This is a genomic window from Acinetobacter sp. ANC 4558 (assembly GCF_002135375.1).
GTDB lineage: Bacteria > Pseudomonadota > Gammaproteobacteria > Pseudomonadales > Moraxellaceae > Acinetobacter.
This window is the reverse complement of sequence record NZ_NEGH01000004.1, coordinates 257,882-280,052: the sequence shown is the minus strand read 5'-3', so window position 1 is coordinate 280,052 and position 22,171 is coordinate 257,882. Positions and strand designations below refer to the sequence as shown.

Here is a 22,171-nt window from a genome sequence, read left to right as displayed (position 1 = left end):
ATTATCAATGAAATATTTTCGATCGATCAATCAGTAAAAATCCACACAAGTTGTTCTTCATATTCTCTTAATGATCTTCTTACTGACTCGTCATCAGTAAGCTAGGTCGGCTATATTACTCTCTTTTTCCAGAAAGTCAACTAGTTTTGTTAATCTTTTAAAACCTTCTCAAAACTCTCAGATCTTACCACTTAAGGCTAAATCCTTGTTTCTCAACAAGTTTTAATCAACATCACCGCCGATGGATGTGCATTCTACACCATACCCATTCCAATGCAATACTATTTTTAAAAAGATCAAATTGAGTGATTACTTTTCAACCTATAATAAACATAACTCTATATTTTTATTACAATTAATATTTAAAAATTAAAAAATATAAAATTAAACCCATGATATTTATATATATTTTTATCATTTCGTTGAATCTACATACAAATTGCTAACTTGTTTGACTGTTTTCCAATCTATTTTTATAAATATGCAAGACAACATCACTAAATTCATTGAGTACATAACGAACCCATAAATCTGCATACCAGTTAACTTCGGTCGATAAACGATAGTCTATTTGCAATATAAGTCGTGTTTGATGTTGATTGATTGCTTGTAACTCATAATCTGTTGTTAACAAATTGAAATATGCCCCTCCCATTTCCAAGTGGTCATCTAAAGATTCTTTAGGGAAGGATTGTGGTGTGAAAATATATGTCCACATCAATTTATAAGGTGCTTCTGAACGTATAATTTTTTCTTGAAAATGAATACCACGTTGCCATTCTATTTGGCGAATTAAACCCGCTTTTGTATTTACAGTCATACCAAAAAGAGGTTTAGGAAATCCCATTGTAAATATCGGGCTATGTTTCACTTCATTGGGTTGAATGTTTTGAATATGATTAATTGATGTGAATAATTCTTCAATTGGTGCATTAATAATTAATTCTTGACGTGTCATACCTTGCTGATACTGTCCCAGATCTGGAAATAGTAATAGTGCAATTAGAGGCAACAATCCAATAGAGTAAAGTTTTTTATAAGGTCTCCATAATTTTCTGCAACACCAACGCATAAGAAATGCGCCAAGACTTGCGCAAATTAAAAAGATTGGAGCAGCCATAATTAAACAAATAATGCCTTCCCCTAATACAATTAAACCCAATAGCAATAAGACAGCCACCAATATAATTTGACGGAAAAAAGTATATAGTGCCCGACGTGGTCGATGTAATGAACTGACATATTCAACCAGTGCACCAATGCTAAATGGTAAATATAATAAAAAGGCCTGTGTTAGCATGCTTTCTGCATTCACAGCCAATATAGATATAGCTAAAAAATAAATGAATACCAAAATTAAAGGTGGAAACCACAACTGAAATATTGAACGCTCGGAATACATTTGTTCTATCTCCATTTTGGGATGATGAAACAAACGACATATAAGTTTATGATTCGGGTGTTTTACAGCGCGATAAATTCTTATTTCTGCTATGTTTTTATTTGTTAACTCTTCTCGAAAGGTTCTCTCAAACTCATCTGTCCACGCTTGATCTGAAATTAAAACTTCTCCATCTGAATAGAATTGCTCTAAATAATATTGTAAATTTTTCATTATTTTCTTATATCATTTTTACAGTTTTTATTATAGCACATAAAGGCAGAAGCTACTGCTCAAAGGCAATAGCTTCCATTTTAGATGATTTCAGTTCATTAGAACTTCATTGACATTCTTGCCCAATAATTACGACCCGTATTATTAAACTGCTCATTACTGGCAAAACCAAAACCTGCACTGCCCGCTTTATTTAAATGTTCGGTATAGGTTCTATTCAATACGTTATCAATTCCAATCGATACATCTACACCCTTTTGAAGATGATATGTTCCATTCACGGCTAAAGTACCAAAACCTGCACTTTCTTTCATATCATAACCCACGATATTACCTTCATTTAATGCGATACGATTTTGACGGGCAACAACACGCCATAGCAAACCTACATTATATTTTTCTTCAATATAACGCAGATTAAATCGACCTTCCAAAGGGGAAATCTGTGCCAAAGGTGTATGATCTGTTGTATTTTTTCCCCATGCATACATTACACTAAAATCTGCTTGAATTTGATCTGTAAACTCATATGCAATTCCTGCTTCAGCACCTGCAATAAGTGCATCCACATTACGTGAATCTACTGTATTTTGTTTTTTAGAATGCATATTCATTGCATGACCATGACCTGTGTCATTTTGTGAATCAGGGTAAGTCATTAAAATATAATCTTTAATCATACCCGTATATGCAGAGACCCATGAGCTTATTGCACCATGCTGATGCTGAAAACCTAAATCTAACTGTAGTGTTTTTTCAGTTTGCAATTGCTTAAACGTATTGCCACTTACACCGTGATAATCAGTTCTGAATAGTTCCCAATAATCTGGCATACGCTCAACATAACCAATTCCGATATAAGTTTTTCCATCATCGTGACCTAGATGACTACTTTCTAATCGAATAAAAGCACTGGGTAGGTTTTCTTTACGCTTAATGTCCGTCTTTAAAGCATCAACTTGCACATGATCAATCCGCACACCTGTAACTAGCTTATTCTTTTCAGTCAATTGATGGCTTAATTCACCAAATGCGCCATAGGATTGATATTTCATATCAGCCGTTAATGGCATATTCATCATTCTAGAACGCATACCACCTGCATGCTTATTATGCTGTGAGTCGATACCCGTAATATATTGCGTTTTATCCCATTCATGAGTTACCGCTATACGTGTATTTAAAGTACGGCGAGTCACTTGCATTGAAGATGGATCATCCACCATTTGATGTGTCATCATGTCATGTACTTGAGGAACCTTACGTAAACTAAAGTTATCCATCACATGATCGTTATAACTATAATTTACTTGTGCTTCTATTTTTTTAATCACATTGGTGATATTTTTCTTTTCTACACGCAACCCCATACTTTCACGTGCAAATTGAGAACCATCCAAGGTCCGACCAGCATATACAGCTTCACCATCTCCTTTCCCGCCAGTCAACTCAAGCCATGTATTCTCATCGGGTGTCCAGCCTAAAGCTAAGTCAGCATTCCAACGCATCCAATCTGATGGAACGGTATGTCCCTCTCCATCTTTATAGCTATCTGACACGGATCTGTTCGCATTTAAACGAATATATTTTTGCTCATCACCGATTGCAGTTTCTAAATTGTGATCTAAACGTCCATAAGAACCCAATAAAACACTTGCTTGCCCACGATACATTCTCTCTTGCGTGAATTTTTCAGGTTCACGTTCAAAGATCACCGTTGCCGCAGAACCTGTCCCTGCATATTGCACCGTTTGCGGCCCTTTAATCACAGAAATTCGATCATAACTTTCTGGTGAGATATAAGATGTTGGAGAATCCATACGACTTGGGCAAGCACCTAAATTTTCCGTACCATCCGTCAAAATTTTAATTCGTGAACCAAACATTCCACGAAAAGTCACATCTCCGTTCGTTCCTGCGCCACTTTTGACTGAGTTAAAGCCGACTATACTTTGTAAATAATCCGCACCATCACTTGCAGGTATCGGCTGAATAGGCTGTTTTGGGTCTGCGCGAACAATTAAACCATTTGCATCATTTCCCTTAATTGCTGTAGCCACAATAGGTGCTAAAGTTTCAATCTCACTACTGTCAATGGTTGGTACAACATCAGTTTTTGCAACAACAACGCTTGAATAACAAGCAACACAAATCGCAGCCGCAAGAGGCTGTAAAAAGAATTTTGGCTGTGCCATTTTTTTCACTCAATTCATAAATAAAACGAAATCGAAGCCCATAAAGACCCCGAATAATGGGTTTGATTTATGCAAAAAGTGGTGGGGCTCGCCCTTGTGGAATGAGAAAAAGACGTTGTAAAACAAACCAAACATGACTAAATGTTCTTTGGAATGCAATTAAACGAATTTGGATACGATCTAGAACTTCTTTAATTTCAAGCTCCGGTGGTAAGACTAAATTCCCATATACCGTACAATATTGACATTGATGATTCGCATCATGTTCATGATCTGAATAGGTTGAGAGTTTTTTCTCATCATGATGAGAAAAATGAGAACTTGAAGAATGAATATGATGAAGATCTGTAGGTGCTTTAAGCAGTAATGCACGAGTAATAGTTTCACAGACCGGAGCAATTTGATATTGCTTCGGTAAAAGTGGCTGTAAGAACACAGCTATCTGTAAAAATACGGCTATAAAAGAAAAGAATAGCCCGCTACGTAGCAACAAAGGCAAACCCTAAAATTTGTCGGAAAACAGTATAACAAAGCCCAATATAAATTGGGCTCTATTTTGATTTTATTCACAAAAAAATTAACGCTTTGCTTCAACTTTTTGACGTTGACGAACCTGCTTTTCAATTTTTTCACGCGCACGCTGTCGCTTGAGTGGCGATAAATAATCTACAAATAATTTACCATTCAAATGATCAATCTCATGTTGAATGCACACGGCCAATAATCCATCAGCTTCTAGTGTAAATGATTGACCTTCAAGATTTATTGCTTCAATTTTTACACGTGACGAACGCTCAACTTTATCGTATATTTGAGGTACAGATAGACACCCTTCTTCATAAGGTTGGGTTTCTTCAGTCAAAGGTGTAATTTGGGGATTAATAAAAACCATAGGCTGATCTTTATCTTCGGATAAATCCATAACAATTAATTGAATATGTCGATCTATCTGTGTTGCTGCAAGTCCGATACCTGGTGCTTCATACATGGTTTCAAACATATCTGCAGCAAGTTGACGAATTTCGTCGGTGACTTCTTCGACAGGTCGTGCAATGGTACGAAGACGAGGGTCAGGGAAACTTAAAATAGGTAATAAGGCCATATTGCGTCCTCACTTATGCCATTGAATAAAACCAAAATGAAGACAATACTTCATCAAAAAAAATCTGTGTAAGGTCGATATTATACAGCAACTACACATAATTTTAGGAATTATGATAATGAAAAAAGTTTTTAAAGGCACATCATTTTTTCGTGCTTTGGGGTTTAAAAAACAAATTTTAACTTTTGTAATTTATTTCAGCGTCGGGCTGGGACTAATTTCAATCACAACTGCTGCACCCATTCGCAATCAAAGTCCACCCACCTTAAAAGCCAATGCCCCCAATGTTTATGTCGTAAAAAAGGGAGATACGCTTTGGGCAATTGCTAAAAAGTTTCTCAATAATCCATTACGTTGGCCAGAAATTTGGGCAAGTAATCGATATATCAAAAATCCACATTGGATTTTTCCAGGTGATCGTTTACTCATGTGTACTTATCAAGGTCGCCCAATTATTGGTAAAGATGAAGGCGATGGTTGTGATGGAGTGATTCGTCGCTATAGTGGTAATAAATCACAAGTACTTTATCCGCAAGTTCGTATTGAATCTTTAAATAATGCGATACCTATCATTCCTTTAGAGGATATTAAACAATGGCTTGATCGTTCTTTTATCCTCCCCCCAGATTCTTTAAACAACACACCATATATTGTTGGAATGGCCGATGAGAGAGTTATTGCAGGCGCAGGACAAAATGTATATGCACGTGGTCTAGGATTAGTTATTGGTCAACGTTATGGCATATATGCAGAAGGTCAACCTTATATTCTGCTTGATGAACAAGGTAACAAAGTAAATGCTGGCTTAGAACTTACACAAGTCGCATCTGGTATTGCGATCCAATCTAAACAGGATATCACCACCCTTGAAATTACACATTCATATCATCAAGAAATTCGTAAAGGTTATCGCGTTCTTCCTGAACATGAGGTGCTTTATCCAACCATGTTTTACCCTGTATATGCAGAAGATGTCAGTCTAGAGGGTAAAGTGATTCGTATCCACGACTCTATCGGTGCTGCAGCAAAACGGAGTATCGTCTCCATTGATCGAGGTCATTTAGAAGGTGTTAAAGTCGGACAGGTTTTTACTGTTAATCAACGAGGACAAATAACGACTGACCCTAAGACACATAAAAAAATTCAGCTTCCAACTGAAGTGATTGGCGAAATTATGATTATTCAAACCTTTGATCATATTAGCTATGCATATGTATTAGAAAGTCAGCTTCCCATTCGAGTTAATGCGACGCTAACACCTCCTATCATTCAAGATTGAGTAATAAAATTATGCTGAATCATTTATCACAACACCATATCGAAACCATTACGCTATGGTATGTGGTTCAGCATTCTTTATCGAGCTTCTATAAACTTGTAAATCATTTCGAAACACCTGCAGATGCGCTCAAACCAGACAATATTGTAATTTGGCAAAACCTTGCTATTCATAAAAACCACATCGAACGATTCAAACAACTACATAGCACAGAAACTCAAAAACATCTTCAAACTTTGTTTGAACATATTCATCAACATTGTGATTTTATTTTAACGCCACAAGATCATTATTATCCAACACAATTACAACCCTTTGAAGACAAGCCTCCTATCATTTTTGGGCAAGGTAATATTCAGACTTTAATACAACCACAAATTGCCATTGTTGGAGGTCGAAAAGCCAGTCAATACGGACGCCAAGTCACATATGATTTTGCTTATTACTTAAGTCATAAAGGATTTTATATTACAAGTGGTCTTGCTCAAGGCATTGATGAGGTGGCACACCAGAGCGCATTAAAAAACCATCGAACCATTGCTGTCATGGGAACTGGAATAGAACAAACTTATCCTTCTCACAATACATCACTTCGAACTGAAATTATTAAACAACAAGGTGCTGTCATTACTGAATTTTTGCCTTTAACTAAACCTCTTCAACAAAATTTTCCAAGGCGAAACCGTATAGTGAGTGGGCTAAGTTTGGGCGTACTTGTGACAGAAGCTGGCTTAGACAGTGGCTCTTTAATTACAGCCAAACTTTCAGCAGAACAAGGTCGAAGCATTTTTACCATACCTGGTCCTATTTATAGTGAATCCCATCAGGGGTGCCATTTACTTATTCGTGAAGGTGCAATTTTAGTGGATCATCCAGAACAAATTATTGAGGATTTAGCCCTTCCAACCCAGTGGCATAGTCAAAATATAGAAACTTCTTTTTCTCAAGAAACAATATCCATTCCTGAGCATTTAATTCAACTATATGCTGAATTAGATTGGATTGGAAAAAATATTGATCAACTTGCAAATCAGCTCAATTTAGATATTGCCACACTTACAAGTCATTTAATTGAATTAGAACTTTTAGGTGTATGCCTGCAGCAAGCGGGTTTATATTTACGTTGTCGTTCTGCTTAATAACGTTCAAAATAGCACTTAAGTTTACTTAATTCAGGCAACATACCAATGATGACAACCTCAGCAATAGAAGCTTCCGTGATTTTAAAACATGGGAACGTTCTTGCGTATCCAACGGAAGCTGTCTGGGGACTCGGGTGTGATCCATATAATGAACGTGCTTTTCAAAATATTTTAAAACTAAAAGAACGCCCTATTGAAAAAGGCGTCATTTTACTGGCCGGACATATTTCACAAGTAGACCATTTATTAAAAAATCTCAACAAAGATATGCAAAAAAAAGTCGTCGATTCTTGGTCTAATCGCCAACCGACTGAACGTGCAACCACTTGGCTTTTACCTGCAACTGATGATATCCCAACATGGATTAAAGGCAATCATCCGAAAGTTGCTATTCGTGTTACAACTCATCCTTTATGTATTGCTCTATGTCACGCATTTAATGGTTTTATTGTTTCAACCAGTGCGAATAAAGCTGGTTTAGAACCGGCTCGCTCGTTCCCAGAGGCCAGTTACTACTTTAAACACCAAGTAGATTACTTAAATGGTGATTTAGGACGCTGTCATGAGCCTAGCCAAATCATTGATGCTGAAACAGGAGTCATTATTCGAGCTTAAATATTTTCTAAAATATTAAACTTTAGATAAAAAAAAGCTCAACTCTATAGAAGAAGTTGAGCATAAAAAGGATGTGTTAATCACATCCAGAGGGTCTAAAATCTTTATGAATAAAAAGTACAATGTATTTCAATTGTTTAGTTATTCAATATCGAGCATTATCGGTTATTCATATTTTGATTAGAAATATATAATAACTATATTCTCATAGCTATTATGTCTTATTAATTATTTTCTTTTTATAGAATTCAATTTATCTATCTATTTTTTTAATAGTTTTCCCTTATTTTTATAATTATTTTTTACGCTTTGTTTAATTTTTTTAAATTAAACATCAAATTAAACGATTAATAAACAACCAAAATAGTCATTCCTATTTTTTATTTACAATCATGTTCGCCATATTTTCTGATGACGTTACACAGAAATAATCTGATCATTCAGTTTTTTTTCTGAGCTAGCATAACACCAATAATGGCAATAATCGTACCGAGTGTATGAAAAATTGTCCAATATTCTCCTAACCAAAAATAAGCCAAAATAGCTGTAAAAATTGGTGTCAAATTCATAAAAATACTGGTTCTATTCGGTCCTAAATTTTGTATAGCCAGCATCCAAACCAAAGGTGCAATTAAAGATGGAAAAATTCCTGCATATAAAACACTCCATCCATTCTCAGCAGTAATAGGATCTAACCCTAGCCAAAGAATAAAAGGAATATGATATAGAACTGCAAAGCTAATCTGTATATATAAACTAACGAACAATGGAATTTGCAATTGCCATTTTCTTAAAAAAACACCATAAAATGCATAGAAAAATACTGCAATGATCATTAACCCATCACCAATAAAATTGGCTGATTGCAGTAAATTTAAAAAACTCCCTTGGGTAATCACCAACAATAACCCACTGAACGAAATAATACTGCCTAGCACCGCAAACCGATTGGGCCATTCTTTTAAGATAAAAATAGAGACAAAAATCGTAAATACGGGAATAAATGCATTAATAATTCCCATATTCGTTGCAGAGGTATAATGTGCTGCGCTATAGCTAAGCCCTTGATATAACACCATACCGAATGCTGCTAATACAGCAAGTTGACCTAAATGTGGCTTGACTAAGTTTCGATGTTTCCAGACGCGTGGTAATAAAAATGGTGTTAACACAATAAAAGCAACAAACCATCTGTAAAAACTAATACTTGCAGGAGATATAAATTCTGTCACATAACGGGTAATGGCAATATTCAAAGACCAAATGAATACTGCAATCAATGGAAGAATAATCGCTATATGTATATTTTTATTTCCAGACACCATTTTTTTCAAACTAAAATTTTTACAGACTCTATCTTGGACAATTTCATAAAAGAATGAAATCAATTTTTAAATTGTTTATTCAACTGAATACTCATAATAATAATCTTCTTTGAGGCTTTTAACTAAATCTATAAATTTAATATGATATTTAAAATGAATTGATTCAAATAATGAAATCTGCGTTGCAATATAAATAAAATACTTACAAAAATCTTTTAAACCTGAAGATATACACCTTGTCGTTTCAGAAAAATCCATATAAAACTCTTTATGAAAATTTATTTAAGGATTAGGACATGACATCTATATACAATATTCCAGTTAAGAACATTCAAGGAAATGAGGTAACACTGAACCAATACGAAGGTAAAGTTTTATTAGTTGTAAATGTTGCATCTAAATGCGGATTAACACCACAATATGAAGGTTTAGAAAAACTCTATCAAGCAAAAAAAGAAGATGGTTTAGAAATTTTAGGTTTTCCAGCAAATAATTTTTTAGAGCAAGAACCTGGAACGGATGAAGAAATTCAAGCGTTCTGTTCTATTAATTATCAAGTTGATTTCCCGCTTTTTTCAAAAATTTCAGTCGCTGGAAGTGATATACACCCTCTTTACCAAACATTGACTCAAACCATTCCAGAACGTCAGGGCGAAGGTCCTTGGTGGGACAATTTAGTAGATTATGGTTTAACCCCAAATAATCCTCCAGAAGTTTTATGGAATTTTGAAAAATTTTTAATCAATAAAAAAGGTGAGATCGTTGCGCGTTTTGCACCAGATATTGCAGCTGATGATGCACGTATTGTTGATGCAATCAACAACGAATTAAGCAAATAAGCCTCCTTAAATTTTTAGCATTCAACAAAAAGCCAACTTTAATATGAAGTTGGCTTTTTGTTTACGTTTGTTAGAAAATTAGCGACGTAAATCCACAACAATACGTCCATCAATTTTCCCGTGTTCCATACGTTCAAAAATATCATTAATATTTTCAAGTGGTTCAACACTAATATGAGCTTTTACTTTACCTTTTGCTGCAATCTCAAGTGCTTCTTTTAAGTCTAAACGTGTACCAACAATCGATCCTCTGACTGTAATACCATCCAAAACCATATCAAAAATAGACAAGTCAAATTTACCTGGTGGTAAACCATTTAATACCATGGTTCCACCACGACGAATAATGGATACTGCTTGTTCAAATGCTTTTGGTGAAACAGCCGTTACTAGTACGCCATGGCATCCTTCACCCGTTGCATTTAATACAGCATCTTTAACATTTGTGGTTAATGCATTAATAGCAACATCTGCACCTAAGCTTTTTGCGAGCTCCAGTTTAGAATCATCGACATCAATCGCAACAACATTGAATCCCATTGTTTTTGCATATTGAACTGCAACATGGCCTAATCCACCAATACCAGAAATTGCAACCCAATTACCTGTTTTTGCTTCGGTCATTTTCAGACCTTTATAAACCGTTACACCAGCACAAAGAATTGGTGCAATTTCCAATAGATCAACGCCTTCTGGAATTACGCCAACATATTCTCCATCTGCTAAACAATATTCAGCAAAGCTTCCATTTACTGAGTAGCCAGAATTCTGTTGTAACTTACACAGTGTTTCCCATCCTGCATAGCAATGCTCACAGTGACCACAAGCTGAATACAACCATGGAATACCAACAATATCGCCTACTTTTAAATGATCAATACCATCACCAATTTCAACCACTTCCCCAACACCTTCATGTCCTGGAATAAATGGTAGCGTCGGTTTAATTGGCCAGTCCCCATGCATTGCGTGTAAATCGGTATGACAAACACCGGTTGCAATGACTTTTACAAGCACTTTGCCTGCAGAAACTTTTGGTATTTCAACTTCCATGATTTGTAATGGTTTATTAAACTCAGTTACAACGGCTGCTTTCATTAACTTTGCCATATTACATCTCCTTTGTTTTTGTATATCTAAATTGATTATTCACATTTTTAGATTTAAAAAGATACTAATATAGATAAGGTTGGAATTTGGTAGGTATTGAGAATAGTTCACAAATTACAAATTAGACGGAATAATTTGACCGAGATTACAGACTTTATCTTGTCCTAATGCTCTTTTTAAATCTCGATTAAATCGTGACTGTGCAAAAGGATATTTTTCTGGTAAAAATAAAGTAATTCTTGTTGTATCTGTAGAAAGCCCTTCAACCAATGTTTTCTGTAAAAACTTATTTGGATAAACCTTAATTAAAATAGTACCCATTTCTAAGTGCTCTTCTAAACGATTATCGCTATATACCAATTCTTCTTCTGTAGTAAAAGCAATGCACTTTTTAAATGGTTGTAGGCTTGTTGATAAGGAATATTTATTTCTGCGCTCAATCCATTTTTATAAGCATTTGCAACTAATGCGGCTTCCGTTGAATAATTAGGGGTCGTCACAAACTGTATACTCTGGCATGCAGACAAAACAACGCATAAAAATATGAGATAAAATTTAATAGTAAATTTCATTGTTCGTTATGATTATTTAATTTTGCGACTTATATCACAATTATAAGTTAAATAATTTTATAAACCACATCTTTTTTATTCATTTTTATTTTCTGTTGGTGGTAAAAAATCTACTACCAACAGATTCATGTATCTTATTTCTACTTTTTAGGTAATTCAATATGTTGTTTACTACAATGTCCCTGCACACCTAAATCTAGTTGAGAAATTATTTTTTGAGCTTGCACCTCATCTACTTTTTCTAATTTTGCACCACCAACTACTACACCCATTTTAATTTTTTGTTGAATATAATAGTTCTGTCCCGATTGAACTGCCAATGTCAGATGATTCGGTGAAAACTCTGACTCAGTAGAGATAATATAGTCTTGATCACCATCAACTTCCTTATAAAAGAAAATACCTTTAGAACTCTCTCCTAGACACTCACCATTAATCCAAATATCTTTTTTTAATGCTGCTCCTTGATAACTATTATTTCTATAAACATAAATACCCGATTTTCCTTGAGCTAATACTTGAGTATTTTTCAATTTTTGAGATTCTGTCTGATCTGCTTTGGGAACTGAAGCACATCCAACAAAAGCCAATGTACATAATAATGATAAAATAAGTTTGATCTTCATAAGAAAACATTTAGTCAATTTGGTCTTACTAATTTTAGTTTAAAGATTACAAATTAATATATTAACTATGTTTAACTATTAATCAATTGAACAACTATTGTTTTCTTTTTGTGAAAAAAACCGCCCTCTCAGGCGGTTTTTCAATCTCAAACTGTGTCTTATAGAGCACGGTTTTTGATTTTGCGGATTGTGTCCAATTGTGCAGCTGTTTCTGCCAAAGCAGCAAGAGCAGCAGCTGAGTCCAAATCACTCTTTTGATTTGCTAGCAATTGTTCAGCATGTTTACGTGCTTCAACAATTGCAGCTTCATCTAAGTCATGAGCACGAACTGCAGTATCTGCAAGAATCGTCACGACATGAGGTTGAACTTCTAGAACACCACCAGATACATAGATTAACTCTTCTGTACCATTTTCAAGCAAAACACGAATTGCGCCTGGCTTGAGCAAAGTTACTAACGGTGTGTGACCTGGTAGAACACCAATCTCACCGCCAGCAGCTTTAGCAATTAGCATAGTAATTGTGCCAGAGTATAAAGACTCTTGAACACTTACAACATCACATTGCATCGTCGCCATGAGAATCTCCTAAATTAGAGCAGCTAATTAAAGTTTCTCGGCTTTAGCAATCACTTCGTCAATACCACCAACCATATAGAACGCTTGTTCTGGAATGTGGTCGTATTCACCAGCTAGAAGACCTTTAAAGCCACGAATTGTTTCTTTAAGCGGTACAAGTTTACCAGGCGCGCCAGTAAATACTTCAGCTACGTGGAATGGTTGAGAGAAGAAACGTTGGATCTTACGTGCACGGTATACAGTAAGTTTATCTTCTTCTGCCAATTCATCCATACCCAGAATTGCAATGATGTCTTTCAATTCTTTATAACGTTGAAGAACGTTTTGAACTGAACGAGCAATTTCATAATGCTCTTGACCAACAACTAATGGATCTAACTGACGTGAAGTCGAGTCTAGTGGGTCGATCGCTGGATAAATACCAGAAGATGCGATATCACGACTCAATACAACAGTTGCATCTAAGTGAGCAAATGTTGTTGCAGGCGATGGATCTGTTAAGTCATCGGCAGGTACGTATACCGCTTGAATCGATGTAATCGAACCAGACTTCGTCGAAGTAATACGTTCTTGAAGAACACCCATCTCTTCTGCAAGTGTAGGCTGATAACCTACTGCAGATGGCATACGACCTAGAAGTGCTGATACTTCAGTACCTGCTAGTGTATAACGGTAGATGTTATCTACGAACAATAATACGTCACGACCTTTGCCGTTTTCGTCTTTCTCATCACGGAAATACTCAGCCATCGTTAAACCAGTTAACGCAACGCGTAAACGGTTACCTGGTGGCTCATTCATCTGACCATAGACCATTGCTACTTTGTCAAGAACGTTCGAGTCTTTCATTTCGTGATAGAAGTCATTCCCTTCACGAGTACGCTCACCAACACCAGCAAACACAGATAAACCTGAGTGAGCTTTCGCGATGTTGTTGATCAACTCCATCATATTTACGGTTTTACCAACACCGGCACCACCGAATAAACCAACCTTACCACCTTTAGCAAACGGGCAAAGTAAGTCAATGACTTTAATACCAGTTTCTAAAAGATCAGTAGAAGCTGCTTGATCAGCATAAGAAGGTGCTTGACGATGAATTGGCAAACGCGCTTCAGTTGCAACTGGACCCGCTTCATCGATAGGGCGACCAAGAACGTCCATGATACGACCAAGTGTGGCAGTACCTACTGGAACAGAAATCGGTGCATTTGTGTTTGTAACGTTTAAACCGCGCTTAAGACCTTCTGTAGATCCCATCGCAATTGTACGTACAACACCGTCACCAAGTTGTTGCTGAACTTCTAATGTAGTTTCAGTGCCATCAACATGGAGAGCGTCATAGATCTTAGGAACGCTATTACGTTCAAACTCGACGTCGATAACCGCGCCGATGATCTGAATGATACGACCGCTACTCATTGCTGTCTCCTCAATTCAAACTAATAATGTTAAACGGCAGCGGCACCACCAACGATTTCAGAAATTTCCTGAGTAATCGCGGCTTGACGCAGCTTGTTGTAAATAAGTTGTAGGCTCTTAATAAGATCACCTGCGTTATCCGTTGCAGCTTTCATTGCAACCATACGCGCAGACTGCTCACATGCGATGTTTTCAATCACACCTTGATATACCACAGACTCGATATAACGAACCAATAAGCCATTTAAAAGCTCTTCAGCTTCTGGCTCATAGATATAATCCCAACCATATTGACGATTAAGATTCTTGTCTTCTTCAGCAGCAGCTAAAGGAACAAGTTGTTCGATTTTTTGATCTTGAGTCATGGCATTGACAAAGCCGTTTGATACAAGATAAATACGATCTAACTCGCCTTTATCAAATGCATCCAACATCACCTGTACAGAACCAGATAACTGTTCAAGGCTTGGTGTATCACCTACGTTTGTAGTTGCACCAAGAACTTTTCCGCCGTAGTTTTTAAAAAACGAAACCGCTTTTTGACCAATTAAAGCAAATTGAACTTCAATTGACTGCTCTTGTTGCTGTTGTACGTGTTTTACCACTTTTTTGAACAAGTTGATGTTCAAACCACCAGCAAGGCCACGATCTGAAGAAACAATGATATAGCCAACGCGTTTTACTGGGCGTTCAACCATATAGCGGTGTTTATATTCAGGATTCGCTTGTACCAAATGAGCAATTACACGGTGCATATTTTCGGCATACGGACGGCCTTGAGCCATGCGCTCTTGCGCACGACGCATCTTAGAAGCTGCTACCATCTGCATCGCGCGAGTAATCTTCTGCGTGCTTTTGATACTAGCTACCTTGGCGCGAATTTCTTTTAAATTTGCCATACGCTTAACCTAGTATTCGAAAGCCCTTTCGAGCTTCCGAAGGTTGATCCGTGAACCAAACCAATACTAAATTCAACAAAGTTGAAACTTAGTAAGTTTGAGTCGCTTTAAAGCTTTCAATACCTGCTTTGATTGCAGCTTCGATGTCTTTGTTATAATCACCAGTTTCATCGATTTTTTGCATTAACGCAGCATTTTCTGAACGGAAGTAAGCAATTAACGCAGCATCAAAGTCTACGATTTTCTTCACTTCTACGTCAGCCATATAGCCTTCGTTAGATGCATAAACTGAAACAGCTTGGTCTGCAATTGAGTAAGGAGCATATTGTTTTTGCTTCATTAACTCAGTTACACGTTGGCCGTGTTCAAGTTGCTTACGTGTTGCTTCGTCAAGATCAGAAGCAAACTGAGCAAACGCTGCCAATTCACGGTATTGTGCTAAAGCAGTACGGATACCACCAGACAATTTCTTGATGATCTTAGTTTGCGCTGAACCACCAACACGAGATACCGAAATACCTGCGTTCACAGCAGGACGAATACCTGCGTTGAATAATGATGTTTCAAGGAAGATCTGACCATCTGTAATTGAAATTACGTTTGTCGGTACGAATGCAGATACGTCACCTGCTTGAGTTTCAATGATTGGTAATGCAGTTAATGAACCTGTTTGGCCTTTAACTTCACCATTCGTGAATTTCTCAACATAATCCGCAGATACACGAGAAGCGCGTTCAAGTAGGCGTGAATGTAAATAGAACACGTCCCCTGGATATGCTTCACGACCTGGTGGACGACGTAAAAGCAATGAAATTTGACGATATGCGACAGCTTGTTTAGACAAGTCATCATAAATAATCAGTGCATCTTCACCGCGATCACGGAAGTATTCACCCATTGTACAGCCAGAGTACGGAGCTAAATACAGCATTGCTGCTGGATCAGCTGCAGCTGCTGCTACAACAGTTGTATACGCCATTGCGCCAGTTTCTTCTAGCTTGCGCACAACGTTAGCAATTGTCGATTGTTTTTGACCAATTGCTACATATACACATTTAATGCCAGAGTTTTTCTGAGCGATGATCGCATCGATCGCCATTGCTGTTTTACCAGTTTGACGGTCACCAATGATCAACTCACGCTGACCACGACCTACAGGAATCATTGTATCTACTGATTTATAACCAGTTTGTACAGGTTGATCCACTGATTGACGCCAAATTACACCTGGAGCTACTTTTTCAACAGCATCCGTTAATTTAGCATCGATAGGGCCTTTACCATCAATTGGATTACCTAAAGCATCTACGACACGGCCTAAAAGTTCTGGACCAACCGGAACTTCTAATACACGACCCGTACAACGAGCTTTTTGGCCTTCTTGAAGGCTTAAGTAGTTACCTAAAACAACGACGCCCACTGAATCCTGTTCTAGGTTCAGTGCCATACCGTATAAGCCGCCGTCGAATTCGATCATTTCACCGTACATAGCATCAGCTAGGCCGTGAATACGCACAATACCGTCGGAAACCATAACAATGGTTCCTTCGTTCTTAGCGGTCGCGCTGGTGTCCAGATCGCCGATACGCTGTTTAATGAGCGCACTGATCTCGGATGGATTCAGTTGTTGCATTGCGCTATACCTCAATCTTTTTAAAGTTCAGTCTTCTTATCTACAATTACGCAAGAAGACGCGTCCGCATTTTTTCAAGCTTGTTAAGCGCAGAATCATCTATCACTTGGTCGCCTGCACGAATAACTACACCAGCAATTAACGCTGGATTTACTTCTACTGAAATAGAAACTGTACTATTGAAATGCTTTTCAAGTGCAGTCTTCAACAAATTTTCTTGTTCAGCAGACAATGGGAAAGCCGATTCAATAATGACGTCCACATTGTTGTTATTCTGTGATTTGAGCTGCTCGTATTCTGCTAAGATTTCAGGAAGAAGGATCAAACGATTATTTTCAGCAAGTAATGTCAAAAAATTTGACACTGCTGTCGTTTGCTCTTCACCCAATACTTTAGCAAAAAGACTTACCTGCTCAGCAGGAGTAAGCTCAGGGCGATTTAAGTAAGCTGAAAATGCGTCATCTTGTACAGCAGCACTAAGCACTTCTAATGCATTTGACCAGTTGTCAGTTGCATTTTGCTCAGTTGCATAAGCAAATGCTGCTTTTGCGTATGGGCGTGCCAACGTCAAGAGTTCAGCCATAGTCCGCCTCGCTTAAAGTTTAGCAGCCAGCTGAGTAAGCATGGCATTGTGAGCTTCTGCATCAACTTGTTGGTTCAGAATTTTTTCTGCACCAGCAACTGCAAGAGCAGCAACTTGTTGACGTAATTCTTCGCGAGCAGCATTGATTTCTGTATCAACAGCTTCTTTAGCCTGTTGACGAATACGCTCACCCTCAGCAGTCGCTTGAGTACGAGATTCTTCTACCAATTGTGCCGCACGACGGTTCGCTTGTTCGATCAATTGAGCCGCTTGTGCTTTAGCTGCATCTAATTCAGCTTTAACTTGAGCTTGCGCATCCGCAAGATCAGCTTTTGCTTTTTCAGCAGCATTTAAGCCATCAGCGATACGACGCTGACGCTCACTAATCGCATTGATTAGTGGTGGCCAGACAAACTTCATGCAGAATGCGACAAAGATCGCAAATGCAATTGCTTGGCCAATCAATGTGAGGTTGATATTCATTGCTCTCTATTCCTCAAATAGTGGTTTTTGGGAATTAAGCTGATTAACCTACAAATGGATTAGCGAAGATGAAGAACAAGCCAATACCAACACCGATCATAGGCACAGCATCAAGAAGACCTGCGATTAAGAACATACGAGTTTGAAGTTGTGGAGCTAATTCTGGTTGACGAGCAACAGCTTCTAAAAAGCGACCACCTAAAAGACCAAAACCAATCGCAGTACCTAAAGCACCAAAAGCGATCAAGATAGCAGATGCAATTGCAACTAGACCTAAAGTGAGTTCCATGAAAAATTCCTCAGAGGTTAGGTGTATACCCAATTAAAATAAAAATTGTGCCTAGTTAACATGTGTAAACTAGGCAATACCATTAATGTTTTTCGCTTGCCATGCTTAAGTATACGATAGTTAGCATCATGAAAATAAACGCTTGTAACGTAATAATTAAGATATGGAAAATCGCCCACGGCACAGACAACGCCCATTGAATCCAAAACGGTAAAAGTGCGATCAAAATAAAGATCAACTCACCGGCATACATATTACCGAATAGTCGCAGAGCCAAAGAAATTGGACGTGCAAGGAAAGTTACCAATTCCAAAATTAAGTTAAATGGAATTAAAAGCGCTTTAGCGATTGGATTCTTCGGATTAAATGGATTAAGTGCCAATTCACCTACAAAACCACTCACACCTTTTTCACGAATACTGTAGAAAAGAATGAGAGCAAATACAGATAAAGACATCCCCAAAGTGATGTTAGGATCTGTTGTAGGTACAATTTTGAAATAAACGCTATGTGGATCCATTCCAAATACATTGCTGCCAATAACAGTGGCAAGATGTGGAATAAAATCTACAGGCACTAAATCCATCAAGTTCATGAGGAAAATCCACACGAAGATAGTTAGTGCTAGCGGAGCAATCAAACGTGACTTTCCATGAAAAGTATCACGTACACTTGAGTCAACAAATTCGATAATCATTTCAATTGCTGCTTGGAACTTGGTAGGAACACCAGAGTTTGCAACTTTCGCCACACTCCAAAACAGTATACAGAAAATCAAACCAAGTCCGATTGACCAACCCATTGAATCCAAGTGAATTGCAGTGAACCCCATCTGTTGAGCCTCAGCACCACTTTCAGCTAACTTCCATGTACCATCTGGCATTTTGCCATAGGTCATATTCGTCAAGTGATGCTTGATGTACTCGGTCGAAGTAAGGGCATGTTCTTCAGCAGCCATAAATCACACCTGGTCAATGTCAAATACTAAAGGAGAGAGTGAACATCGCGTGCTGCTTGATATCTCACTCGGCTCCCAAAAAACTTTTCAATTTTTGTAGCCTTTATACTCGCTTTTGTAGACGTGACGCCCAATAAGGAGCTATCCACGTCATACTTTGCACAAGAATAAAACCACAAAACAATGCAACCGGGGATAACGGTTTTACATTGCTTAAAATTAAAATGAATCCTACGATCAAAATTGCAAACTTACCCAGCATACCTCTATACATGTTCAATAGAACTTGTTTAGATGCTCTCGCACCTGCTGTACGAAATGATTGCCATGTAAAATAACAACTTGCAAGCCAGCAAACCGAGGCACCAAGTGCGGCACTTAAAGCTGCGACTTCATCTTTTATAAGCCATGCAATCAAGGCTGAAATCGGTATCATTAACGTTTGCAAGAAGACCAAAGCTTTCGCTAATCGTCGGTCAATCATGCGACTAGTTCGGCTCATTATCTATCTACTCACAACATAAATGTTGGTCAAGTTCAACTGATGATCGTTTTTTATCGCAGGCATTATAGAGTTACACCCCTGAACATGCAATCTTTTCCCGACCTTAGTAGATATTTTTTGCAACTAATTAATAACAGTATGAAATTTACAATTTATGAAAAAATATTTTATTTTTGTGCATTTAATACACATTTCTGTGCGTCCGTCGCCAACTTCACCCAAGCCTGTATGAAATTATCTTCACCCACCATACTTTCATCAACTTTTTGAAATACAATTGGATCTAATTTCTGATACTGATTTTTACTAGCATGCCCTTCTGCCAATAAGCACATTTTCTTATAAGGACGATTATCATTTAAATATTTAATTTGTGCCAAAGTTGGCGCAACATGTGGATCTGATGTCAAAGCACCTGCAAATTTTAAATTTAATGCACGCTCCAAATACTGATAGGCGTCATGATATGACCAATATGGGCGTGTTACGGTATTTGCACCATATTTATTAGATGCTTCAATCATCTCTTTTGCAAAACTACGTGCATTATCCCAATATTGTTCTTTTAATTCTGGTTTTTGCTGTGAACGTAACGCTGCAATGAAAAAGCCAATTCTAATTGCATTATTTGGATCTAACCAAACATGCGTATCTACCGTATTTTTGATCGCCTGCCCTTTCGTGTTCCGTAAGGGTAATTCTTGAATTAAATTTGAATCTAAAATAGAAATTGCGGTTGGATTATTCGCCAACAACTTGGTTAACGGTGCTTCATGTTGAGGACCTAACCAAATTAGCAAAGATGCATCATTAATCATTTTCCGATGTTTTGGCGTTAAGGTTACATCATGACCTGTCTGATCGCCCAACAACAATTGTGGTGTTTCAATGCCTTTTGTTACTTCTTGCGCAATTAAATAAATTGGATGCGTTGAGACAACAATTCCTTGAGACCACCCCAAAGCACTGAACATAAATAAAGAAATAAAAGCAAGAATGCGAGACATAAAATGTATCAACAAATTATTTCGGAATTGTTATAATATAACAAATAAATAAAAATTTATATGCTATTTCATAAGTGCAATTGCTTCATGTTACTATGAAATGTCTAATTTTCTATGCGAATGAGGCTACGATGAGTATTTGTTCTCATGAACTTCACGATACCTTACATGGCGTGCACGACCACCACAATGTTGGTCAACGATTAATCGATGCTGAAAAAATATGTGCTGCAACAGGTTCACGCCTCACGCCTTTACGCAAAGAAGTTCTAGAACTTATTTTAAATGCCTCTGGTCCAATGGGTGCGTACGATTTATTGGCAAAAATCAAAAGTGATTCCGACCGTCCAGCTGCCCCGCCAACTGTGTATCGTTCCTTGGATTTTTTATTAGAAAAAGGATTAATCCACCGTTTAACCTCGATTAATGCATACATTCCTTGCTGCCACCCAAGAGAAGGTCATCAAGCCGCTTTTTTAATTTGTACAGAATGTAAAATTGTAAAAGAAGCATCTGCTCAAGCATTATTACAGCAATTAGAAAGTATTTCTTCTTCAGATGGATTTACAGCACACCATAGTATTATTGAAATTTCTGGGATATGTCAGCAGTGCCGCATACCATAAAACCAACTACGCCACTGATTGAATTACAGAACATTTTTGTTCGTATCGATGATCGTGAAATTTTAAAAAATGTAGATTTCAATTTAAATCCACAAGAAATTGTCACGCTCATTGGTCCAAATGGTGCAGGAAAATCAACTTTAATTAAAGTATTGCTTGGCATACTTAAACCCAATTCTGGGAAAATTAAAACAATCTCAGCACTTAAATTTGCCTATGTTCCACAAAAATTCAATCCTTCTCATAGCCTCCCGCTTCGTGTAAAAGACTTATTGGCATTAGAAAAGTGTACATCTGTATTAAAGGAAGAAATTATTCACGATACAGGTATTACCAAATTAAAAGATGCGAAAGTACAACAACTTTCAGGTGGCGAACGTCAGCGAGTGCTATTAGCACGAGCATTACTCCGCCAACCCGATGTTTTAGTTTTAGACGAACCCATGCAGGGCTTAGATATTCAGTCGGAAGCTGAACTTTATGATTATGTGCGCAGTCTTCCTGCTAAATATGGTTGTGCCGTACTTATAGTTTCCCATGATTTACAATGGGTTATGCAAGGTACTCATCGCGTTGTATGCCTAAACAAACATATTTGCTGTAGTGGGCTTCCTGAAAGTATTCAACAACATCCTGAATATCAAGCAATTTTTGGAAAAAGTCGCGTGTATTATCAACACCATCATGATCACTGTGTACATGGTGATGTTGCAACACCTTGCCAACATGACTCTCGCCCTCACATTCACCCAGAACCGGAAGCGTAAA

25 protein-coding genes are annotated in these 22,171 nt (G+C 37.4%); 6 read left to right on the top strand and 19 right to left on the bottom strand.

What is annotated here, in order from left to right:
• Positions 1-442 precede the first annotated feature (442 nt).
• The 4 genes from B9T31_RS07395 to def form a co-directional block, all read right to left on the bottom strand.
• On the bottom strand, positions 443-1,615 hold the full coding sequence (locus B9T31_RS07395; protein ID WP_228146002.1) for a hypothetical protein: 1,173 nt from the start codon (positions 1,613-1,615) through the stop codon (positions 443-445).
• A 98-nt stretch (positions 1,616-1,713) separates the two neighbouring features.
• Entirely contained in the window at positions 1,714-3,810 is a 2,097-nt protein-coding gene (locus B9T31_RS07390) for a TonB-dependent copper receptor (RefSeq protein ID WP_086181311.1), read from the bottom strand.
• Positions 3,811-3,877: 67 nt separating this feature from the next.
• Entirely contained in the window at positions 3,878-4,303 is a 426-nt protein-coding gene (locus B9T31_RS07385) for a DUF2946 family protein (protein WP_086181310.1), read from the bottom strand.
• Between the two features lie 84 nt (positions 4,304-4,387).
• Entirely contained in the window at positions 4,388-4,912 is a 525-nt protein-coding gene (gene def, locus B9T31_RS07380) for a peptide deformylase (protein WP_086181309.1), read from the bottom strand.
• Between the two features lie 118 nt (positions 4,913-5,030).
• On the opposite strand from def, the gene B9T31_RS07375 reads away from it, so the two are divergent.
• Genes B9T31_RS07375 through B9T31_RS07365 form a run of 3 tightly spaced genes read left to right on the top strand, consistent with a single transcriptional unit; the run spans position 5,031 to position 7,948 of the window.
• A complete protein-coding gene (locus B9T31_RS07375) occupies positions 5,031-6,191 on the top strand; it encodes a LysM peptidoglycan-binding domain-containing protein (RefSeq protein ID WP_086181308.1) in 1,161 nt (386 codons plus the stop codon).
• A gap of 11 nt (positions 6,192-6,202) precedes the next feature.
• Complete coding sequence (gene dprA / locus B9T31_RS07370) at positions 6,203-7,330, top strand: DNA-processing protein DprA (RefSeq protein ID WP_086181307.1); 1,128 nt, start codon at positions 6,203-6,205, stop codon at positions 7,328-7,330.
• A 48-nt stretch (positions 7,331-7,378) separates the two neighbouring features.
• A complete protein-coding gene (locus tag B9T31_RS07365) occupies positions 7,379-7,948 on the top strand; it encodes an L-threonylcarbamoyladenylate synthase (protein WP_086181306.1) in 570 nt (189 codons plus the stop codon).
• A 440-nt stretch (positions 7,949-8,388) separates the two neighbouring features.
• Here B9T31_RS07365 and B9T31_RS07360 read toward each other — a convergent pair whose 3' ends face one another.
• A complete protein-coding gene (locus B9T31_RS07360) occupies positions 8,389-9,273 on the bottom strand; it encodes a DMT family transporter (RefSeq protein WP_086181305.1) in 885 nt (294 codons plus the stop codon).
• Between the two features lie 296 nt (positions 9,274-9,569).
• Here B9T31_RS07360 and B9T31_RS07350 point away from each other — a divergent pair, with 296 nt between their 5' ends.
• On the top strand, positions 9,570-10,112 hold the full coding sequence (locus B9T31_RS07350) for a glutathione peroxidase (RefSeq protein ID WP_086181303.1): 543 nt from the start codon (positions 9,570-9,572) through the stop codon (positions 10,110-10,112).
• A 78-nt stretch (positions 10,113-10,190) separates the two neighbouring features.
• On the opposite strand, the gene adhP is transcribed toward B9T31_RS07350, so the two are convergent.
• The 14 genes from adhP to B9T31_RS07285 form a co-directional block, all read right to left on the bottom strand.
• A complete protein-coding gene (adhP, locus tag B9T31_RS07345) occupies positions 10,191-11,222 on the bottom strand; it encodes an alcohol dehydrogenase AdhP (RefSeq protein WP_086181302.1) in 1,032 nt (343 codons plus the stop codon).
• A gap of 114 nt (positions 11,223-11,336) precedes the next feature.
• The gene (locus B9T31_RS18015) at positions 11,337-11,543 is read right to left on the bottom strand and encodes a hypothetical protein (protein ID WP_228146001.1); all 207 of its coding nucleotides are present in this window, start codon (positions 11,541-11,543) and stop codon (positions 11,337-11,339) included.
• A 14-nt stretch (positions 11,544-11,557) separates the two neighbouring features.
• Entirely contained in the window at positions 11,558-11,722 is a 165-nt protein-coding gene (locus B9T31_RS18010; protein ID WP_228146000.1) for a hypothetical protein, read from the bottom strand.
• A gap of 212 nt (positions 11,723-11,934) precedes the next feature.
• Positions 11,935-12,420 (bottom strand): DUF2846 domain-containing protein, encoded by a 486-nt coding sequence (locus tag B9T31_RS07335; protein WP_086181301.1) that lies wholly within the window; start codon positions 12,418-12,420, stop codon positions 11,935-11,937.
• 158 nt (positions 12,421-12,578) lie between these two features.
• Complete coding sequence (locus tag B9T31_RS07330; RefSeq protein ID WP_086181300.1) at positions 12,579-12,998, bottom strand: F0F1 ATP synthase subunit epsilon; 420 nt, start codon at positions 12,996-12,998, stop codon at positions 12,579-12,581.
• A gap of 27 nt (positions 12,999-13,025) precedes the next feature.
• Complete coding sequence (gene atpD, locus B9T31_RS07325; RefSeq protein WP_086181299.1) at positions 13,026-14,420, bottom strand: F0F1 ATP synthase subunit beta; 1,395 nt, start codon at positions 14,418-14,420, stop codon at positions 13,026-13,028.
• 29 nt (positions 14,421-14,449) lie between these two features.
• Positions 14,450-15,319: a F0F1 ATP synthase subunit gamma gene (gene atpG, locus B9T31_RS07320; protein ID WP_086181298.1), complete on the bottom strand. Its 870-nt coding sequence runs from the start codon at positions 15,317-15,319 to the stop codon at positions 14,450-14,452.
• A gap of 88 nt (positions 15,320-15,407) precedes the next feature.
• Positions 15,408-16,952, bottom strand: coding sequence for a F0F1 ATP synthase subunit alpha (gene atpA, locus B9T31_RS07315; RefSeq protein WP_086181297.1), 1,545 nt, complete (start codon positions 16,950-16,952; stop codon positions 15,408-15,410).
• Between the two features lie 46 nt (positions 16,953-16,998).
• Complete coding sequence (locus B9T31_RS07310; RefSeq protein ID WP_086181296.1) at positions 16,999-17,535, bottom strand: F0F1 ATP synthase subunit delta; 537 nt, start codon at positions 17,533-17,535, stop codon at positions 16,999-17,001.
• Between the two features lie 12 nt (positions 17,536-17,547).
• Positions 17,548-18,018, bottom strand: coding sequence for a F0F1 ATP synthase subunit B (locus B9T31_RS07305; protein WP_086181295.1), 471 nt, complete (start codon positions 18,016-18,018; stop codon positions 17,548-17,550).
• Positions 18,019-18,061: 43 nt separating this feature from the next.
• The gene (atpE, locus tag B9T31_RS07300) at positions 18,062-18,307 is read right to left on the bottom strand and encodes a F0F1 ATP synthase subunit C (RefSeq protein WP_000424060.1); all 246 of its coding nucleotides are present in this window, start codon (positions 18,305-18,307) and stop codon (positions 18,062-18,064) included.
• Between the two features lie 82 nt (positions 18,308-18,389).
• On the bottom strand, positions 18,390-19,265 hold the full coding sequence (gene atpB, locus B9T31_RS07295; protein WP_086181294.1) for a F0F1 ATP synthase subunit A: 876 nt from the start codon (positions 19,263-19,265) through the stop codon (positions 18,390-18,392).
• Positions 19,266-19,368: 103 nt separating this feature from the next.
• Positions 19,369-19,767, bottom strand: coding sequence for an ATP synthase subunit I (locus tag B9T31_RS07290; protein ID WP_086181293.1), 399 nt, complete (start codon positions 19,765-19,767; stop codon positions 19,369-19,371).
• 170 nt (positions 19,768-19,937) lie between these two features.
• Positions 19,938-20,777, bottom strand: a complete 840-nt coding sequence (locus B9T31_RS07285) for a metal ABC transporter solute-binding protein, Zn/Mn family (RefSeq protein WP_086181292.1) — start codon at positions 20,775-20,777, stop codon at positions 19,938-19,940.
• Positions 20,778-20,908: 131 nt separating this feature from the next.
• Between B9T31_RS07285 and B9T31_RS07280 the strand changes: the two genes are divergently transcribed.
• The gene (locus B9T31_RS07280; RefSeq protein WP_086181291.1) at positions 20,909-21,403 is read left to right on the top strand and encodes a transcriptional repressor; all 495 of its coding nucleotides are present in this window, start codon (positions 20,909-20,911) and stop codon (positions 21,401-21,403) included.
• Complete coding sequence (gene znuC, locus B9T31_RS07275) at positions 21,379-22,170, top strand: zinc ABC transporter ATP-binding protein ZnuC (protein WP_086181290.1); 792 nt, start codon at positions 21,379-21,381, stop codon at positions 22,168-22,170. Before B9T31_RS07280 ends, znuC begins: the two co-directional genes overlap by 25 nt.
• Position 22,171 lies beyond the last annotated feature (1 nt).

Bases quoted from the DNA above. Each gene is read 5' to 3' on its own strand.
- B9T31_RS07395 (WP_228146002.1), bottom strand. From the start codon at position 1,615: ATGAAAAATTTACAATATTATTTAGAGCAATTCTATTCAGATGGAGAA.
- B9T31_RS07390 (WP_086181311.1), bottom strand. From the start codon at position 3,810: ATGGCACAGCCAAAATTCTTTTTACAGCCTCTTGCGGCTGCGATTTGT.
- def (WP_086181309.1), bottom strand. From the start codon at position 4,912: ATGGCCTTATTACCTATTTTAAGTTTCCCTGACCCTCGTCTTCGTACC.
- B9T31_RS07375 (WP_086181308.1), top strand. From the start codon at position 5,031: ATGAAAAAAGTTTTTAAAGGCACATCATTTTTTCGTGCTTTGGGGTTT.
- dprA (WP_086181307.1), top strand. From the start codon at position 6,203: ATGCTGAATCATTTATCACAACACCATATCGAAACCATTACGCTATGG.
- B9T31_RS07365 (WP_086181306.1), top strand. From the start codon at position 7,379: ATGATGACAACCTCAGCAATAGAAGCTTCCGTGATTTTAAAACATGGG.
- B9T31_RS07360 (WP_086181305.1), bottom strand. From the start codon at position 9,273: ATGGTGTCTGGAAATAAAAATATACATATAGCGATTATTCTTCCATTG.
- B9T31_RS07350 (WP_086181303.1), top strand. From the start codon at position 9,570: ATGACATCTATATACAATATTCCAGTTAAGAACATTCAAGGAAATGAG.
- adhP (WP_086181302.1), bottom strand. From the start codon at position 11,222: ATGGCAAAGTTAATGAAAGCAGCCGTTGTAACTGAGTTTAATAAACCA.
- B9T31_RS18015 (WP_228146001.1), bottom strand. From the start codon at position 11,543: ATGGGTACTATTTTAATTAAGGTTTATCCAAATAAGTTTTTACAGAAA.
- B9T31_RS07335 (WP_086181301.1), bottom strand. From the start codon at position 12,420: ATGAAGATCAAACTTATTTTATCATTATTATGTACATTGGCTTTTGTT.
- B9T31_RS07330 (WP_086181300.1), bottom strand. From the start codon at position 12,998: ATGGCGACGATGCAATGTGATGTTGTAAGTGTTCAAGAGTCTTTATAC.
- atpD (WP_086181299.1), bottom strand. From the start codon at position 14,420: ATGAGTAGCGGTCGTATCATTCAGATCATCGGCGCGGTTATCGACGTC.
- atpG (WP_086181298.1), bottom strand. From the start codon at position 15,319: ATGGCAAATTTAAAAGAAATTCGCGCCAAGGTAGCTAGTATCAAAAGC.
- atpA (WP_086181297.1), bottom strand. From the start codon at position 16,952: ATGCAACAACTGAATCCATCCGAGATCAGTGCGCTCATTAAACAGCGT.
- B9T31_RS07310 (WP_086181296.1), bottom strand. From the start codon at position 17,535: ATGGCTGAACTCTTGACGTTGGCACGCCCATACGCAAAAGCAGCATTT.
- B9T31_RS07305 (WP_086181295.1), bottom strand. From the start codon at position 18,018: ATGAATATCAACCTCACATTGATTGGCCAAGCAATTGCATTTGCGATC.
- atpE (WP_000424060.1), bottom strand. From the start codon at position 18,307: ATGGAACTCACTTTAGGTCTAGTTGCAATTGCATCTGCTATCTTGATC.
- atpB (WP_086181294.1), bottom strand. From the start codon at position 19,265: ATGGCTGCTGAAGAACATGCCCTTACTTCGACCGAGTACATCAAGCAT.
- B9T31_RS07290 (WP_086181293.1), bottom strand. From the start codon at position 19,767: ATGAGCCGAACTAGTCGCATGATTGACCGACGATTAGCGAAAGCTTTG.
- B9T31_RS07285 (WP_086181292.1), bottom strand. From the start codon at position 20,777: ATGTCTCGCATTCTTGCTTTTATTTCTTTATTTATGTTCAGTGCTTTG.
- B9T31_RS07280 (WP_086181291.1), top strand. From the start codon at position 20,909: ATGAGTATTTGTTCTCATGAACTTCACGATACCTTACATGGCGTGCAC.
- znuC (WP_086181290.1), top strand. From the start codon at position 21,379: ATGTCAGCAGTGCCGCATACCATAAAACCAACTACGCCACTGATTGAA.